This is a genomic window from Arthrobacter sp. SD76 (assembly GCF_049726125.1).
Lineage (GTDB): Bacteria > Actinomycetota > Actinomycetes > Actinomycetales > Micrococcaceae > Arthrobacter > Arthrobacter nitrophenolicus.
The window spans coordinates 2,200,530-2,217,929 of the sequence record NZ_JBNBLR010000001.1 but is presented as its reverse complement, the minus strand read 5'-3'; the positions used below and the strand labels follow the sequence as shown (position 1 = coordinate 2,217,929).

Sequence of the window (17,400 nt, the reverse complement as noted above, 5' to 3'; positions counted from 1 at the left end):
CGCGTTCTGCCGAGTTCCGTGCGGTGTCAGAACCGAACATAAGCCCTATAAATATGCTTCTTCCCATGTAGTTCCCGAGGAGGCAGGCAGCGGTGAAACGCCGAAGAACATCGCGAACGCGAATTCCGCCGTGTCCGGATGGCGTGTCCTAGGGCGCTACCAGAAATTGTCCGGCGACGTCGATGTCAATACGGAGACATTCGAGGAGTTGGGGTGTGAGCACTCTTCGACGATGCGGTTACTGGGCTCATCCGTCATCTCGTCATCGATCCCAAATAGCGGCGGCCCACGACTTTAGCGGGACCTGGTAGGCAATAATGGGGCCGGGCCGTTCGACCTCCAGCAGCCTGACGCCGGCTTTGGCGAGGAGCTGAGCAGGCCAGCGCCGCCGGACCCGGCGCCCTGGATGCGCCGATCCACCCAGGTCACCAGACTTTCCGATCCAGGTGAGCACCGCCCGGTATCCGGTGCGGGTGTCGCTAAGCTCTTGGTGCCCAACATTGTTATCCGGCGTCAAAAGTAGTCCGAGTCGCTGGATGTTGGAGTTCTGGTCATGTCGTTTTCCTCCGGTCCCCGCGGGCTGCAAGGGCGAGGCCCCGCATGAGATGCCGACCAACCTATGAAGAGACTCTGGCGCAGGTACTTCATATGCAACAGCGGCGGCGTGGCGTAGCGCTCCACCGGTAGTCCTCCGGGACTGATACATCGTGAAAAGATAACAGCTATCGCTCGGAGTGGGAGTCAAGAACCCCTGGCCACAGTCGGCACCAGCATTATGTCGTATCCTCACCGCATCGAAGTTCAAGTTAGATGTTGGTGTTGGTGTGTGCTCTCGGGCAGAAGGTGGGTAGCGTTGTGTTGGTGGAGATGATTAGTTTGTTGGTTGTGGTTGGTTTATGACGGTGGAGGCGCGTCCGCGTCGTGCTGCTCATCGGCCGTCGCGGCGGCAGGAGATTATCGAAGCTGCGATTGTTGTTTTTGCCCGGAAGGGGATATCGGCTTCTATTGCCGAGGTGGCGCAGGAGACGTCGATGAGTCTGGCGTCGATTTATTATCACTTCAAGGGCAAGCCTGAGTTGTTCACTGCGTGTGTGTCTGAGGTCAGTCGCAGGATCATGAATGCGACGAGTTCGCAGGAGCCTCCGGAGAAGCTTTTGCAGACCCGGGAGGCGGTGAATCTGGTGTGGACCTGGGCTGAGCATCACCGTGAGGAGGCCAGGCTTTTGTATGTGTGGGCTGTTGCCGGTCCTCCTGAGGCCAAGGCGGTTCGTCACCGGTTTGAGGAGTTTTACGTGCGGCGGGCGCGGCGGCGTATGCGTCGTGTTGGGGGATCCACGCCGCTGGATTTTGCGGTGGAACGGTTGGCGTCCAGGACGTACATGTCGTTGGCGATGGGTGTCGCTGAGGCCTGGGTGGAGGGACATCCTCTGGGAGGAACGTTGGACCAGCACCGGATCGCGGCGGCACTTGCTGAGGTGAGTGTGCGGGTTACTGGAGTTCCCTGAGAACCAGGCGCAGGGTCAGATCAACGAGGGGCACGGCTTCGATCAAGAACGTCGTCCCAACACCGACGGTCCAGAACTGGGTGCGCTGATCCGGCGGCGATGGCCGCCCCTGCTGGCAGACTGCTGGTGCGATGAGGTGGTGGAAGGAGCTCTAGGCTTGTTCTGGGAGTGACCTCAGTGGTGGCACTCGAAAATTGCCGCTGCATGACCGTTCGCAAGGAACCGCAACGGCCATTTTATGGTGCCGCAGTCCCTGATAGTCCAACAATTCGTTCGGTCTGGGAGAATAAGCCCCGGCGACGTTCAGGACATCCTGATGCGAGTCTGGGGGCAATTTGTGCACATTCGTTCCCGCGGTGCCTGCACTTCGGGCCTTGCAATACAAGCTAGGTCTCCTGACGACGACTTCCCCTGCCGCTGGTCCAAAGGCCACCGAACGCGGTCGGCGCGCTAGGCTGGACTGTCACCTCAATGGTTGCAGCAAGCCCGTCATGCTGACGCAACTGGCGCAAGCGGCCAGCGCCTCACTGAATGACAGCAGTGGTACCGCGGTTACGGAGGGCGGTATCCGATGGCTGCAGACGAGTTAGCCTCGTAATTGCGGACACGGTCGGGGCGGGTGGGTGCCGGCCCAGACCACAAGTAACAGTTTGAGTTGGTCCGGAAGGTTGTGCATCCGCGCTCATTCCGCCGTGGGAGCAGTTGACCGCGTAATCGTCCGGGTCAGCAGTCTGTTGTATGTGGCATCGGGATGCGTTGCCCGCCGCCTTACGTATAGTAAGCATTCGATACCTGCCTCAGCATCCTTCGCGCGTGTGCCAGCCCGCCTAACATTACCGTTGACTTACGAACGGTGGCCGTGCTGAAATAGTAATGCAACTCACTAAAGCAAGGATGCGCAGTTGCGGCCTTTATACCAGGCCCGCTCGACCTCCCGCGCGCGGATAAAGGATTCGGGATCGCCAAATAACCGCCCGCAGCGTGGGGTTACTACACATCGATTCCACATTAATGACTGAGACACAGTCGTCTTAGAAGGAGGCTCTGCGTATGTCCTTTTCCACTGCCGGAACGAAGATAGCGGTAGCCAACGGTGGGGCAGGCCTGGCGGGGATCTGCCCGGTACGTATCGGGATATGACGTCCTTAGCGGGATACGTCTGGAAGGAAGTGCCGTATGACGACTGGGTCGAATTGAACCAAGGCGACAGGGTCCGGGTGAGGCGCCCAGGCGGACAGGTGCACTCTGCGCGTGTGGACGACGTCGCCGAGGACGCATCCTATTTTTGGGTGTGGCTTGATCAGGCTAGAGGACGAGTGCTGATTTCAAAGGGCGATGGGTCAACCGTTTGGCGATAGGAGTCGCTATGGGGTTAGAGGCGGGGAATTATGCAGACATATGGTTCTTGAATTGGGCGGCAAGGAAGTCGTGCTGCATTGCCCGCAACGTTTTCCTGAATCCCGGTCGGGGAGTGCTTCATCTGACGATTGACTCGCATCCTGATGAACTGATGGAGGATCGCTTTGAAGCGGAGCATCCAGCACTGATGGCGGTACCGACACGCATATCGCGAGGGGCAGGCCACCATTGAGGGTGTGGATCGCAGTCGGGAGATCAACTCCACTATTACGGAGTCCTAAACTGCTGCTAGCCCCCTTCACTGTTCCTGTTGTGCAACACAACCCGCTACGTGCACGAAGGGCGAAAGAAAAGAGCTCCGTGAGCTGCGGTCTGACGGGTTCTCCCAGAGGTATCTGATCCCCGAAGATCCGCCTGACAACCTGGTCTCCGAGCAGGCGAAGCTCCGACAGCGGCCGTATCAGATGCGCGCGCACGTCGATTCTTCGATCGTACGAGAATTCACCAGTCTGTGAGATGCGCGGCCATCCCGTCACGTGCCTGCTATCCGGCTGTTCACCTTTACTCAACGTTCCTCTCTGCAGAGGAATTTATGGACTACTTCGCCAAGAACTACCTTCGAACTGACTCATTTACATACATTTATCGTTCGATTTGATTCGAAAATTGGCGTAATGGTCTGAATAATTTTCGCGAAACCATTGCTTTACGTACGATCTCCGTGCTCAACTCGCAGTATTCATCATGAAGGGACGTAATTTTGGAAAATGTAAAAATTGAGGCTGCTCCGTTGACGACAGAGGAGCTCACTCAGCTACGTGGCATCCTCGAGCGCGACGCGATCAGGCGGGTTGTTGAGGGCTATGTACGAGGCATGGATCGTTGTGATGAGGCCAGTGCACGCGCAGCGTACTGGGATGACGGGCGTGACAACCACGGCTTGTTTGATGGCAACGCTCAAGAGTTTTTGACCTGGGGGCTGGGACTCGCCAAGGAGTACTCTGGCCACCAACATGTCCTCGGTCAGTCCGTCATCGCAGTCGACGGCGACCGGGCATCTGCCGAGACTTACTTTGTGCACTACGCAGAGCGGGGGCGGTCGCCGCTCCCGAACGTCGTCACTGCACTCGCGGGCCGCTATGTCGACCTACTCGAACGACGTGACGGCGAGTGGAAAATCCTCGATCGGGTCGTCGCCATTGACTGGAGCACGGTCTGGCGCTCGGACGAGCGGTTCCCGGGGGTGGAATCCTTCGTCCCCGGTCGCTGGCACCCAGACGATGCGATCTACAAGAAGCCGCATTCCTTGGCTTGAGCTTCGATCGGCAGTGACGATGCTGCCCCACACATGTCCTTTGCGTAGGGAGAAGAGGGCGGCCTCGTAGGCAGCTCCCCGAAAGGCAGACAATTGAAACAGTCCGTCTTTCGGGGAGCCGTTCAGTCGAAGCCCGGGCGTATGCCCGCGGCAGCCGGGATGCTTCTATATACGTCAAGCCGATCTTGTTCGATCGGCGAACGCCTAACGGCCGCTTCTCTTGAGGCGCGCGCTTTATCCTGGTTTGGTCGAGGACGCCTGAACATCGTCATGCCGATTCGGTATTGCTCCGGCCGCTAAATCGGAACGACGCGTTCACCGCGAGAAAAGTAAGGACGAAACAGCCGGCCGTTACTAGCCCTGAATGGGGCGTCGTCACGTCAAAGGGAATGCCGTCGACTGTGCCAACTTGGCGCTCCGATATGTTGAAGCCCGAAATCAAGAGCCCTGCTCCCGCTGCCGCAATGCAAATGTACAGTCGCCAGTTTCCCAGCCACCACCGGCTCAACCGGCGGTTCAGGCGAACAGGAAGGCCAAGCGCAACCCCTACCCCCATGACGAAAATAGGACCGACCACGAGCAAGATGACGGCGCCCAAGAACTCATATATAGGGCTGACCAACATTATGCAGACAAACCACAGAACGGTAAGGAATGGATACGCGATCGCCAGTTGGCTGATCGGGGCCATGTCAAGCGCGTGTTGTGGTCGCACCCAGACGCCCCGCGCCGCCGCCTGTGTTTCGGTGCGCACTCGTGGCCGCGCATGTGAGTCTGACTGTTCCCCCATCCCGTCATTTATGCAGGAGTTATTCGATCCGGCGCGCGCGTACATGATCTTTTACCAGGCGCAGATTAGCTTCTTGAGTGACGGTTTTGACCGCGGTGGGATCAGGCACCTGTTAAATTTCCTCGACTGTCCGTGGTTGAATCAACGCGTGATCCTGACACTGAAAACCATGCCTGATCATGGCTGAGAAGTTGCGACCACCCCTTGACGAGTTTCTGACCGGGGAGCTCGACGAATTCGTCCGGGTTCAGCTCCTCACAGCGATCGATCAGTTGCGGACTGGGCGTCGATACTTCACGTACAACGCCTTCAATGTGTTGCTCGATGCGGAACTAAACACAGCGACAGTTGAAGATGAGTTCGACGTTGATCGCCAGAGCACCGTCGCGCTTGAGGAATTCCGTAGGCTTCTGGGAGTCGTCGAGGGTTCTTAATCGCATGGTCTTACGGGTATCCCTCACTTGAGGTTAGTTCTCTCTGGCGGGAAGCATGCACTGCTGTGATAGCGCCCGGTGGCGGTAACCACGTAGACCCGGACGGGCTGCCCCACTCGAACCCTAAAGGTCTAGTAAGAGGGCGCGTGACCGCTGAGAACCTCGCCAGCTGTACTGAGGGTTCGAAAGATCTGTCGCGTGATGTAGCGCTTCAAGCTCCGGATGATTTCCTTCTTGTTCCGCCCTTCACGCGTTCGGCGGACCACATATTCCCTAGTCTCCTGGTGCCAGCGCATTCTGACGACAGCAATCGTGTGGATGGCCTTGTTCAGTTGACGATCCCCGCCTCGATTTAGCCTGTACCTGGTCGTTCCCCCTGATGAGGCTGGGATTGGGCAGGTGCCAGCAAGGGCTGCCAAGGCGGCCTCGGAGCGGACGCGGCCTGGATGTGACCAAGCGGTAAGAATCGCTGCGGCGCTAATCGGGCCCACACCTGGCATGTCCAGGAGTGCGTGGCTGGTTTGCTGGACCAACAGAGCCATATCAGCGCGATTCTGTTCGAGCTGGTCGTCAAGCGCGAGGATTTGTTTAGCCAAGCGAGTGGCTTCCGAGCGACTCACCCGCGTGCCGACACCTTCATCCCGCGTCCTCCATGCTGCGATGGTTTCGATTGTTTTGGGAGTCAACGACTTACGTAAATCAATTCCTAGGTCGACGACTCGCAGCAGCGCGATCAACGAATTGATAGCCGCGGTTCGTTCGCGGACCATTGAAGTTCTGGCTACGGTGAGAACCCGTAATGCCGTGTGGTGTTGGCCAGCACGTGGTTCCCGAAGCTCATCCGTCTCGATTTCTAGGACAGCCCTCGCGGCCCGAGCTGCGTCGATACTGTCTGACTTGCCCCTTTTTCGACCAACTCGACGTTCCGGAAACGGCGCCTCGATAACTCGGAAGTCCGACTCCGTTGCCAGCTGCCGAAGTTTGGCACCGTATGATCCAGTTCCTTCCATGGAGACCAGTACTCGCGACTTATCGCAGGTGCTGCGACGAGATATCCAGCGCAGTGCCCGATTCATCCCAGCGTTCGTTGACGGGAACGTTTCGTTGGCAACCTCAGCTCCAGTTACCGCGGAAATGATGGCCAAAGTATGCGTTCTTGAATGCGTATCGATGCCAACAACAAAGTCATAAGACTGCGCCACTACTGCCATTTGTACCTCCTGCAGTTCCTTCGGATCATTACGGGTATCAGCGGAATACAGCGAGGCAAGTCTGGGATGAGCCACAACCTCTGAGGCTGGGCAGGCTTCTAATCAAGCCATCGCAGTAGACAGAACCGATGCTGGACTCCAGATGAACGGGCAGATCCCTGCTAACGCACCTTTCGATCAAACCAAAGGGCAAAACGACACAAGGGCCACGTCCGTCCGAAGTCACAGCACCAGCCTGCCAGCCAGTCTCGGACCGGCTGTCAATAACACTCCCAGACGACACATCGGGAGCGATCTGGTTGGTGATTAGTGCAGAGAACAGGAAGGCGGAATGGGAGCTCACCTGGGAAGGTAGTGCGACAGTGAATATTCGCGCTTTTGGGGTCCATCCGTCGTGTGTTCGGGGGCCAACGGCCAGAGCGCGCAGTAGCGGTCCTGGGTGCCGGTAGTGGCGTGCTTGGGGGCCAGCCCGATTTAGGCTCCTTCCGTCGTGTGTATAGGGCGCACGGCGGAAGGAGTAATCATCAATGGTACGGAAGATCAGAGCGAAGCTCGTGTTGCAGCTGCGCGCCGAGGGCCTGTCAGGCCGGGCGATCGCTGCGTCGCAGGGCATGTCCCGTAAGAGCATCACGGCGGTGCTGGAGGCTGCCGACGCGGCCGGCGTGGCGTGGGACGATATCGCCGACAGTTCGGAGGGCGAGGTCTATACCCGGCTGTTTCCTGGGCGCGGTGAGCATCAGAGTGTGTTCGCGCAGCCGGACTGGGACCAGGTGCATAGGGAGATGGCCCGGGTCGGGGTGACGCTGAAGCTGCTGCATGGCGAGTACGCGGATTCACGCGCCGCTGGCGGTGAGCCGGTGATGGGTTATGACCGGTTCTGCAGGACCTATCAGCGGCATGTGCTGGTCACTGGGGTGGCGTCCCGGGTCGGGCACAAGGCGGCGCAGACGGTGGAGGTCGACTGGTCGGGCCCGACGATGCAGCTGACAGATCCGGTGACGGGCAAGCCGAGGACGGTGTATTTGTTTGTGGCTTGCCTGCCTTTCAGCCGGTACGCGTTCGTTGAACCCGCCCTGGACATGAAGCAGGACACCTGTTGCGGGCCCACGTGGCGATGTTCGAGGCCTTTGGCGGTTCGGTGCCGCGGATCGTTCCGGACAACCTGAAGACCGGTGTCATTAAGCATCCCCGCGAGGGCGAGGTCGTGCTCAATGACGCTTACCGGGAGATGGCGGCGCACTATTCGGCGGCGGTGCTGCCCGGCCGTATCAGGGCACCAAAGGACAAGGCGAGCGTGGAGAACACGGTCGCCCACGTGGCTACTTGGGTCATTGCCGGGCTGCGCCAGCAGCAATTCACCGCGTTGCCGGAGCTCAGGGCCGCCATCACCGATCGGGTAGCTGCGTATAACGCGGAGCCGTTCCAGAAGCGGCCGGGGTCCAGAGCCAGCGTGTTCGCGGCCGAGGAGCAGCCCCTGCTGACGGGGTTGCCGGCGGCGGCCTATGAGATCAGCCGGTGGGTCTACGGGCGCCGGGTGGGCCGGAACGGGCACGTGGTCTGGGAGAGGAACTATTACTCGGTACCCTTCGCCCATATCGGCACCACGGTGGACCTGCGGATCACCGACCGGGTGCTTCAGGCGTACCGGGGCCACGAACGGTTGACCAGCCACCTGCTGCTGCCCGAGAGCGCGGCGAACGAGTACCGCACCAATGATGCCGACCTGCCGGCCGGCGAGCAGTACCGGCAGTGGGATCCGGAGCGGGTGCGGGAATGGGCCGGACGGATCGGCCCGGCGGCGGTGACGGTGGTCAATCGGATCTTCGAGTCCGTCCCGGTCGACGAGCAGGGCCTGGACGCGGCCCTTGCCGTGTTGCGGCTTTCCCGGCGCTATTCGGCCGAACGGGTGGAGGCGGCCTGCCGGCTTGCGTTGGCAGGCCGCGTGAGATCCCCGAGGTATGCGCATCTGCAACCGATCCTTGCCACGGAGCAGGACAAAGCCGCCGGGCTCAGGCCTCCACGGGATGAAGGAGTCGAACACGGCGGATACGTGCGCGGCGCCGAGTACTACGCAGGTGGCGCCAAATGAGCGGGATCGATACTGAAACCAAACGCAAGCTCCGCGAGATGGGTGCCGTCCCGATGCTGGAAGCGCTCGAGGCCCAGGACGAGGCACTCGTGCTCGGCATGGCCTTCGAGGAACGGCTCCGCCTGGTCGTGGACGAGGCCCACTCCGGGTTCAATCACGCCAAGGTCGAGGGGCTGATCCGACGGGCCGGGCTCCGCTACCCGGGCGCGGACCTACGCCGGCTCGACCTCGTGGACGAGCGCGGCCTCGACCGGAGCCTGATCGCCCAGCTCGGCACGTGCTCCTTCATTGAACGGCAACAGAACGTCGTGTTTCAGGGATTCACCGGGTCCGGGAAGTCCTACCTCGGGTGCGCTCTGGCCAAGCAGGCCTGTCTGCACCGGATCCGGGCCCACTACGTCCGCATGCCCGACCTCGAGGAAGCCTGGGCGCTGGCGAAGGACAAGCCCTTGGGGGCCACGAAGTTCCTGAAGAAGTACGCGGCCTTCACTTTGCTGGTGATCGACGAGTGGCTTCTCGACCACCCCGACGAGGGCATGCGCAGCATGCTGCTGGAACTGCTCGAACGGCGATACGACACAGCTTCCACCGTGTTCTGCACCCAATACGCCAAGAAGGACTGGCACCAGCGGCTCGGCTCCGGGGTCCACGCCGATGCGATCATGGACCGCATCGTGCACAACACCATCTGGGTCGATACCGGCAACCACAACATGCGTGAACACGCCACCATGACGCAATAAGAAAACGCCGGTGGGGGCCGGTGGCCTCCATGCATGCGGCCGCTGGCCCCCACCGGCAATATCACTGGCCCCCTACGGCAAGATCGACTGGCCTCCAAGCCTTCAAATACTCAACAGCTTGACCTACGGGAAGGTCATTGATGTCACCACCGCTTCTTGGCTTTCTCCGGGTGCGCGCCGAAATCGGGTCGCCATCTTTGGCTCAAGAATTTTTACCGAGGGGTCAAGGACGGCACGCTGACGAGGCGCGCGACCACGTTCGCAACCACCCTGAATCCCTTTCGCGATCTCGACTGGGTCGCCCCAATCGGATTTCACCATTGTGCGCGTACACCAGCATGACGTGGCCCTTTCCCATTAGGCCGGAGAAGCTAAGGCACAATCGAATTTGACCGGGCGGCCGGGGCATCAAGGCCGCTCTCCCGGAGAAGTCCGACTAGGCAGCCATCGGAAGGGCTCCGCTGGCGGGCGTCCGTCAGCGCTCGAGAAGCGAGGTCCATAACGGCCGCAACGTCGCACAGGTATCCAGTTGGTTGAAAGACTGTTTGTCGTGGACTTCCCGACCGGGTCGACATGCGCTTCACGGATGCCGTTCGGAGTTCACTTTGTCCGACCCGCATGGCGGAACTCAGGACTGCTCCTTTGAAGGTGTATATGAGGAGCAGTGGACCGGTCTTTTCTTACCCAACCCCAGACACGCCTTCCTCCCACTCATTCATAAAAGGGACGAGTCAGGGCATTATCGTGGCTGGCGTCCACAGGGAGTTTCTCTCTTGGTCGGTAATCGTCGTCCTGGGAACAGAGACCGCCCTGTTGCGCGGTACCGGTGTCCGGCTGCGGCTCCTCAATATCCGGCTTCACCCGTCCGGGCACCGGTACTGCATTCTGATAAGTCAAAGCAGCCAAGTGCGTCGAGTGGCAGGGTGTCCACGAGTAGGGGGGAGATTGCGTTGTGGCCTGGCTGGCTTTGGACCTCGTCGTGCGATGGACTTCTGCCTGAGTGGTTCAGGTTTGTTTGTTGCTGGTAGGCCGGGACTATTCGGTGCCTGGGGTTGCCCGCAAGTCGTGGACAGTTGATCAGGCGGCTTTTGTCGTCTGATGGTTTCTCGTGGTGAGGAATTGTTTGTGTTCCACTGGTGTGGTGTAAGCCCAGGGCTGAGTGCAGCCGGGCTCGGTTGTAAAACTCCTCGATCCAGCGGCCGGTCGCCCTGATCGCTTCGTGCCTGGTGGCCCAGTGCCGGCGGTCGTAGAACTCGGTCTTCAGGGTTGACCAGAAGGATTCCTGCATCGCGTTATCCCGGCAGACGCCTGTCCGGCCGACGGACTGCTGAACGCCCACTCTGGTGCAGACGTCGTTGAGTTGGGCGGAGGTGTACTGGGTGCCGCAGTCGGCATGGAAGACGACTCCGGCGGGTCCGCCGCCGCGCAGGATGTAGGCCAAGCGCAAGGCCCGTTCGACTAGGCTGCTGGTCTGGGACGAGTTCAGGGCCCAGCCGATCACGGGCCTCGAGCAGGCGTCCCGGACGGCACACAAGTACACCCAGCCCTCGCCGGTGCGCAGGTAGGTGATGTCCGAGATCCAGACCGCGTCCAGAACACCCGTGTCCCATCTCCTTGCGACCAAATCCGGGGTGGAACGCATCCGGGTGTCACCGATCGGGGTCACCGGCCGGAAGAGGCGCGGGGAGACCCCTTCCAAAACCTGCCGGCGCATGGACGCGGCCACTGTCTTCCGGTCAACACAGGTCCCGTTCCTGGCCAGCTCGCATGGACCCGCGGTGAACCATAGGTCCAGTACGACTTGGTGTGGGCCTTTCCCACTTTCTCGTCCAGGGCCACCCGCTCCACCGCACGTACCGAAACCTCGGACTGGATGCGCGTGCGCCAGGCGTAAAACCCGGATACTCCCAGAAGCCTGGCCATGCGCTGGATCGGGTAGTTGGCCTTCTCGGCCTCCATTAGTTCGAAGCATTCCGATTCTGCTTCTTGGAGGCGAAGAAGCCCGCAGCTTTTCCCAGGAACTCGTTATCTATCTTCAACTGAATGTTCTCGCGCCGCAGACGCTCCAGCTCAGACTTCTCCGACTCCGCCGCAGCGAACTCCTCCGGAGCGGCCGAGCGCGGGCGCTCCTGCCCAACCCAGCGGCCCAGCAACTGCTCTCCGAGCCCGAGTTCCCTGGCCACCTGCGCGATCGGCCTGCCGGTATCGATACCCAGTCGCGCGGCCTCCCGCCGGTACTCCGGAGTGAATGTACGTCGTGTCGTGCTCACACGAACACCTTCCCGCAGGATCCCAGGATCCCGCTACTTCAGGTGTCCACCAACAGATGTTAACCCCAGTGCCGTGGCGAGGGCGACGGCGAGGGGAGGGGGGCGGCGGACATTGCGCCGCCCCCTGGGGGAGGTGGTGGTTAGGAGTTGTAGCCGACGGTTACGGCGAGGAAGGTGCAGTCTTCGTCGTAGGGGTTTTTCCAGGCGTGCGGAACGCCTGCCAGGACGAGGAGGTCGCCCGGGACAAGTGTGTGCTTTTTTGCCGCCGGGTAGTTCGAGGTCGATTTTGCCGGAGAGGACGACTTCGTAGTCGATGGTGTCGGTTGCGTGCATCGCGGCGTCGCCTTGGTGTCCGGTCTCTTTGTGCGCGCCGGTGGATGCGGCGTCCAATTTACCGGCTGAGTTGGCCGGGAACCGCACGATACCGAAGGTGGATCCGTTGCGGGTGGCGTTATTCATGGTCGTTGCGATTGAACCCGGGGTTTGTGCGGAGTGGCCGTTGTCTACGCGCCAGTACCAGGCGCCTTCGACAATGCCGGGCTGGTCGACGACGGCTTCGGGCTTGTCGCCGATGAAGAAGTCCGGCTCGCCGGCTTCGTTGGGTTTGGCTACGACGAGGTTCCAGTTACGGACTTCAGGGAAGGTCATTGGTGCTCCATTGCTCGAAGGTGTGGTGAAGATCTGCGCTGGCCGCGTCGATGCGCCCGGCGCTGCGCCTCGCGGCGCATCAGAAAGGTTGTTCAATGTGGGGGGTCGTCGAGGTCATGGACCGGACGGGACCGGGCCGTGGGCGGCGGGCCATCGGGCTGGACGGTCTTCGTGAGTCGACGGTCTGCAGGGACTGCATCTTTGCGTCCTTGCCCTACGGCCTGTGAGATCTCAATTACACACACTCGCCGTACGTAAGTCAATCCTTTTTCTGGTTCGGTCACGTTGGGTGGTTTCGCTCATGACCACCGCGTTTTACTTGCGCGGGTGGCGGCAGGTGGGGCGGTTGTGGCGGGCGCTGACGGGAGAGGCCCTGCTGGCTTGGTGGATTTCCTTGTTTGCACGGGCGTCACGACGGGGTTTAGAGGGCGGGGGGTGGCCGGGACGGCTTAAAGTGTAGGGGTAAGGGAGTTAGGTGGGAGTGCGCAGGGTGCGCCCTGCGAATTCAGCGCGGTCTATTTCGAGCGTCGAGCGTACGGGTCGATGGGATTGAGGAGCAGTCTGGTCTATGACCAAAACAAGAAGCGAGAAGGTTGAGCAGAAGGCGCGGATGGGCAGGCCCCGCGATGGCTCGATCCGCAGGAAGGTCATCGACGCAGCCATTGAGTGCTATGAGGAGTTGGGCTGGAGCGGTTTCAATTTCGAAGCGGTCAGTGTCAGGGCCAAGGTTGGCAGGCCTGCCCTGTACCGTCGTTGGTCCAATCGTGAAGAGTTGCTCATTGATGCCTTTCGCGAGTTGACTCCGGCGCTGCCGGCCGCTCCGGACCATGGCAATGTCCGTGAGGACTTGACCGAGGTAGCCATGGAGTACCGGCGGGTCATGCTGGGAGCCCGCGGGCGCGCAGGTGTGCGGTTGTTCATAGAACAGGAAGCCACCGCTGATGTGTTTCACGCGGTTGCTGCCGAGATTTCGGCTTATCGGAACTCGCTGATCGTGGAGACGCTCAAGCGGGGACAGTCCCGGGGCGAGGTCCGCAGTGATGCGGACCTTCAGGTAGCCACTGAACTGCTGGTCGGGGCTTTGATGCTTGACGCGCTCTACGCCCCGGGCCCGTATCAGGTCCGCGGCATCGTTGCGAAAACGGTCGACATGCTCCTGAGAGGTCTGGGCAACAATCCCGTGGACCGGGGCACTGCAGAAGCCACCGGCGATCCTGTCTAGGTCTTCGCGAATAACAAAGAACAAGGGCGATCGAGGGAACCGACCTCGTTGAACATGCGGCCTGCGCTACCGGGAAAATACCTGGCCCCGCGTAGGCCATTTTGCCAACGTGCATACCCCCTGCATCTATACTTGAAACTCCCGTGATAACGGCTCGCCAGCGACTGGGGCACCCTGGGCTGCCCCAGTAGAGACATAAGCCGCATCAGGACGCACGCGCGCATCGATGGGATGCATCCGGTTCCTCAAGCCCCGCTTGCCGGCCGAGGCTCAGCCGAAAACAATCACAAGCGGCCAGAAGCTTCCGCTTCTATCCTTCGACTGGTTCCCGCAAGCCTTGCTTGCGGCCCCTGGGCTGTAGTCATCACTGTCTACCCCTTATTTCCACATTCTGATCGCGCCAAGGTGGGCATTGCCTGGAGACCGGACGTGCTCGGCCGCACTGAGGTCCGCTTGGTGCCGTTGACTTACGTACGAATTATGTGCTGAAGTAGGTCTTCAGGGCCGACATATAGGGGAGCAATGTTGCGTTCTCTTTCCGATGGTCGGCTCGTCCGCGCGTCGTGGGTGGCTGCGGCACGGATCTGGGGAATCGACGAAAGCCTTTGCCCCAGCTGCTAACCCCCGCCCAGCAACATCCCATAAGGGACACCAGCCGGGCGCAGGCGACAACGGCTTCAGCCGTGTGGCTGGCGACCCGGTCCACCCGCTTAATGCTGCTGAAAAGGCTTTGCAAGCAGCAAAGCATGCCTTTCACTATCCCTCCCGAAAGCAGCCTATGCCGCGTTCCCTCCCTTCCCGTTCGCGACGGCGCCCGTCGCCGATGGCCATCACAGCTGTGCTTGCGCTCAGCGGTACCCTAACGGCGTTGATGCATACACTCGTGATCCCCCTTCTTCCCGACTTCCCCGTGATCCTGGGTGTGACTGCCGATGACGCCTCCTGGTTGGTGACGGCCACACTGCTTTCCAGTGCCGTGGCAACACCCATCGTTTCCCGCAGCGCAGACATGTACGGCAAGCGCAAGATGATGGTTCTGTGCCTGGCCGTCATGGTGGCGGGGTCGGTCGTGGCAGCCGTCGGCGGTTCCTTTCTGTGGCTGGTCATCGGCCGGGCCCTTCAGGGGTTGGCGTCAGCCCTGATCCCAGTGGGCATCAGCATCCTGCGCGACGAACTCCCCAAGGAGAAGCTCGGCTCAGCGGTCGCCTTCATGAGTGGGACTGTTGGCATTGGCAGCGCCTTGGGCCTGCCCCTGGCAGGAGTGCTGTACGAAAGCCTGGGGTGGGCCTCGATCTTCTGGGTCTCCGCTGGTGCCGGGACTCTGTTGCTACTTGCCGTGGCGCTGGTAGTTCCCCGATCCATGGTCCGCACGCCCGGACTCTTCGATTTCGTGGGAGCCGCGGTGCTGTCCGGGGCGTTGGCGGCCCTCCTGCTGGCGATCACCAAGGGTGGCGCCTGGGGCTGGGGATCCGGTCCGGTCTTGCTGCTGTTGCTTACCACGGCCGTTCTGCTGGCCGTCTGGGTTCCCTATGAATTGAAAGTCAGGCAACCTATGGTTGACCTGCGAACATCTGCCCGACGCCCCGTACTCATGACCAATATAGCTTCGTTGCTCATTGGCTTTTCCATGTTCATCAACATGCTCGTCACGGCGCAGCAGCTTCAGCTTCCCACCCTCACTGGTTACGGTCTTGGGCTGAGTGTGATCACCGCTGGGCTATGCATGGTTCCCTCCGGGCTGGTGATGCTGGTGTTCGCCCCGGCGTCCGGATGCATCATTCGAAGGTTCGGGGGTACAGCGGCGTTCATGGCCGGGGCCTTGGTGATGCTGGGGGGCTATGTGGGTCGTGCGTTCTTCTACGACTCCATCGCTTGGGTGATCATCGGTTCAACCGTGGTCGGATTGGGGACGACGATAGCCTACACGGCTGTCCCCACCGTAATCATGGGTGCAGTCCCGATCACGGAAACGGCATCTGCCAACGGCCTGAACATTCTGGTCCGCGCGATCGGCCAGTCAACCTCAAGTGCTGTAGTCGCTGGAGTCTTCGCCTCGCTCACCATGAGGCTGGGCGACATTTCATTTCCTACATTTGATGCATTCAGGATCATCTTCTGGTTGGCGGCCGCGGCCTCGGCAGCGTCGATGCTTGCCGCGGCATTCATACCCGGGGCCAGGGGGGTCCGGAGTCCACCCCCTACAGCAGGCGGCGCCGACGAACATGTCGTGCCGCCAGTACGCGTGCTGGCATCCGGGCACCGTACTGTCATTCCACCGTTGTGACCGTCCCGGAGGCCACGCGGCCCGCCGCAGTCGGCCTCTAAACCCTGCAGTCCGTCAGTTGCGGTGTAGCTGGACCACATTTGTTGTTGGTCACCCCACCGCTGGGATTGCTGGGCAAGGTAGAGCCGGTCGAGTCTATGAGAGCTGGCAGGCAAGAGCCCCAGAGAACACTCGATGACATGCCTAGGTGAATGGAAGATCCCGAGGACATCTTGTGCGTCCAAAGGCCGGCGGCGGTGTGAGTGTCTGTTCCGGAGGCTAAGGTGCACCAGGCGAAGGGCGGGTGCTGCTCTACCGCGGCAGCAAGCAGCACACCCTTGCATAGTTCATTCTATGGACCCAAGGCCGCTTACATGCACAGAGCGTACGTATATGAAGCACGGCAGAAGCGCCCGCTTGGTGCAGTTATGTCGCAAATCAGGACACATAACCGCGGACTCGTTGACTTACGTACGGTAAGTGTGTGTAATTAAGATCTCAGATGCCACGGGGCATGGCTGCAGGGTTCCAGTTCCTGCAGATGGCCGGAGTGGTCACGGGTGTACCGAAGGGCAAGTGAACTCTTCGTTGCCCGCGCGCCGTGTGGATCACCACTTTCACTGACAGAGACATAGTCGTCTCAGAGGGAGCAGTATCGATGTCCTTTTCAATTGCGGGTAAGAGAATTCTGGTAACCGGCGGTGTTGGCGGTGTCGGTGGCGGCTCCGTTCGGCACTTTGCCCGGGAAGGCGCAAATATCGTTGCCCTCGATATCCGGGATGAGGAAGGAATGCTTCTGGCGAAGGAAGCGACGGAGGCCGGGCCGGGCCAGGTAACTTACCGGCGTATGGATGCCTCGAGCACAATCGATATCCGCGAGAGCATCGAATGGGCCGTTGACCACCTCGGCGGCCTGGACGGTATCCTGACCGCCCATGGTGGACCGATCTTGTCCTGGGCTGCTGAAACCCCCGAATCTGACTGGGACTGGCAGCTGATGGTTAACGCCAAGGCCGTCGGCACGATCTGCCAGGCAGTCTTTCCCCACCTGAAGGATAACGGTGGCGGCTCGATCGTGAACATCGCCGCCGGCGGTGCCCTGAAGGACGGGCCGATCAAGACCTCCTCGTACTCGGCCTCTAAGGGAGCAGTCCTGAGCTACACCCGGTCCATCGCATTGGAGTGGGCCCCGTACAAGATCCGCGCCAACTGCGTGAACCCAGTCGTGGCCACCCCTAAAGATGATCAGATCCAGGCGCTCATGACCCCGGAGGAGCGGGAGAGGTTCCGGCGCCAGATCCACGAGAGCATCCCGCTCGGACACATGGGCGACGTCGAAACCGAACTGGCACCGGCCCTGCAGTTCCTGCTCTCGGACGCCGCGAAATTCGTCACCTCCCAGATCTGGGGAATCGACGGAGGCCTCTGCCCAGCCGCTAACCCCCCACGCAGCAGCACACTCTGACGCGGCAGAACAACAGGCATAGGACGCGCGGACCGCACTTCTTCCACGCTAATTGCGGCTACAGCCCACCCTGACTGTTTCCTGCG

9 protein-coding genes and 2 pseudogenes are annotated in these 17,400 nt (G+C 60.8%); 8 read left to right on the top strand and 3 right to left on the bottom strand.

Annotated elements, in window-relative coordinates:
* Positions 1-896: 896 nt before the first annotated feature.
* The 3 genes from ACPEE0_RS10930 to ACPEE0_RS10920 all read left to right on the top strand — a co-directional run bounded on the left by ACPEE0_RS10930 (position 897) and on the right by ACPEE0_RS10920 (position 5,403).
* Positions 897-1,505 (top strand): TetR/AcrR family transcriptional regulator, encoded by a 609-nt coding sequence (locus tag ACPEE0_RS10930; RefSeq protein ID WP_052014196.1) that lies wholly within the window; start codon positions 897-899, stop codon positions 1,503-1,505.
* A 2,149-nt stretch (positions 1,506-3,654) separates the two neighbouring features.
* Positions 3,655-4,179, top strand: coding sequence for a nuclear transport factor 2 family protein (locus ACPEE0_RS10925; protein ID WP_052014195.1), 525 nt, complete (start codon positions 3,655-3,657; stop codon positions 4,177-4,179).
* A 969-nt stretch (positions 4,180-5,148) separates the two neighbouring features.
* Positions 5,149-5,403, top strand: coding sequence for a hypothetical protein (locus tag ACPEE0_RS10920; RefSeq protein ID WP_009359359.1), 255 nt, complete (start codon positions 5,149-5,151; stop codon positions 5,401-5,403).
* 131 nt (positions 5,404-5,534) lie between these two features.
* On the opposite strand, the gene ACPEE0_RS10915 is transcribed toward ACPEE0_RS10920, so the two are convergent.
* Positions 5,535-6,614, bottom strand: a complete 1,080-nt coding sequence (locus tag ACPEE0_RS10915; protein ID WP_052014194.1) for an IS110 family transposase — start codon at positions 6,612-6,614, stop codon at positions 5,535-5,537.
* Positions 6,615-7,141: 527 nt separating this feature from the next.
* Between ACPEE0_RS10915 and istA the strand changes: the two are divergent.
* Together istA and ACPEE0_RS10905 are read left to right on the top strand one after the other, a co-directional pair.
* Positions 7,142-8,703 (top strand): annotated as a pseudogene (gene istA / locus ACPEE0_RS10910) (IS21 family transposase).
* Complete coding sequence (locus ACPEE0_RS10905; RefSeq protein WP_141002472.1) at positions 8,700-9,446, top strand: ATP-binding protein; 747 nt, start codon at positions 8,700-8,702, stop codon at positions 9,444-9,446. The pseudogene istA and the gene ACPEE0_RS10905 overlap by 4 nt, the downstream one beginning before the upstream one ends.
* 1,077 nt (positions 9,447-10,523) lie before the next feature.
* On the opposite strand, the pseudogene ACPEE0_RS10900 reads toward ACPEE0_RS10905, so the two are convergent.
* Positions 10,524-11,737: pseudogene (locus tag ACPEE0_RS10900) on the bottom strand (IS3 family transposase).
* 12 nt (positions 11,738-11,749) lie between these two features.
* Positions 11,750-12,364, bottom strand: coding sequence for a hypothetical protein (locus ACPEE0_RS10895; RefSeq protein ID WP_424574494.1), 615 nt, complete (start codon positions 12,362-12,364; stop codon positions 11,750-11,752).
* A 610-nt stretch (positions 12,365-12,974) separates the two neighbouring features.
* Here ACPEE0_RS10895 and ACPEE0_RS10890 point away from each other — a divergent pair.
* The 3 genes from ACPEE0_RS10890 to ACPEE0_RS10880 all read left to right on the top strand — a co-directional run bounded on the left by ACPEE0_RS10890 (position 12,975) and on the right by ACPEE0_RS10880 (position 17,314).
* Positions 12,975-13,586 carry a TetR/AcrR family transcriptional regulator gene (locus ACPEE0_RS10890; protein ID WP_424574493.1) on the top strand — a complete coding sequence of 204 codons (612 nt, stop codon included), beginning with the start codon at positions 12,975-12,977 and terminating at the stop codon, positions 13,584-13,586.
* 685 nt (positions 13,587-14,271) lie between these two features.
* Positions 14,272-15,870, top strand: coding sequence for an MFS transporter (locus ACPEE0_RS10885; protein ID WP_424574492.1), 1,599 nt, complete (start codon positions 14,272-14,274; stop codon positions 15,868-15,870).
* Positions 15,871-16,507: 637 nt separating this feature from the next.
* Positions 16,508-17,314 carry an SDR family NAD(P)-dependent oxidoreductase gene (locus tag ACPEE0_RS10880; RefSeq protein WP_424574491.1) on the top strand — a complete coding sequence of 269 codons (807 nt, stop codon included), beginning with the start codon at positions 16,508-16,510 and terminating at the stop codon, positions 17,312-17,314.
* Positions 17,315-17,400: the final 86 nt, after the last annotated feature.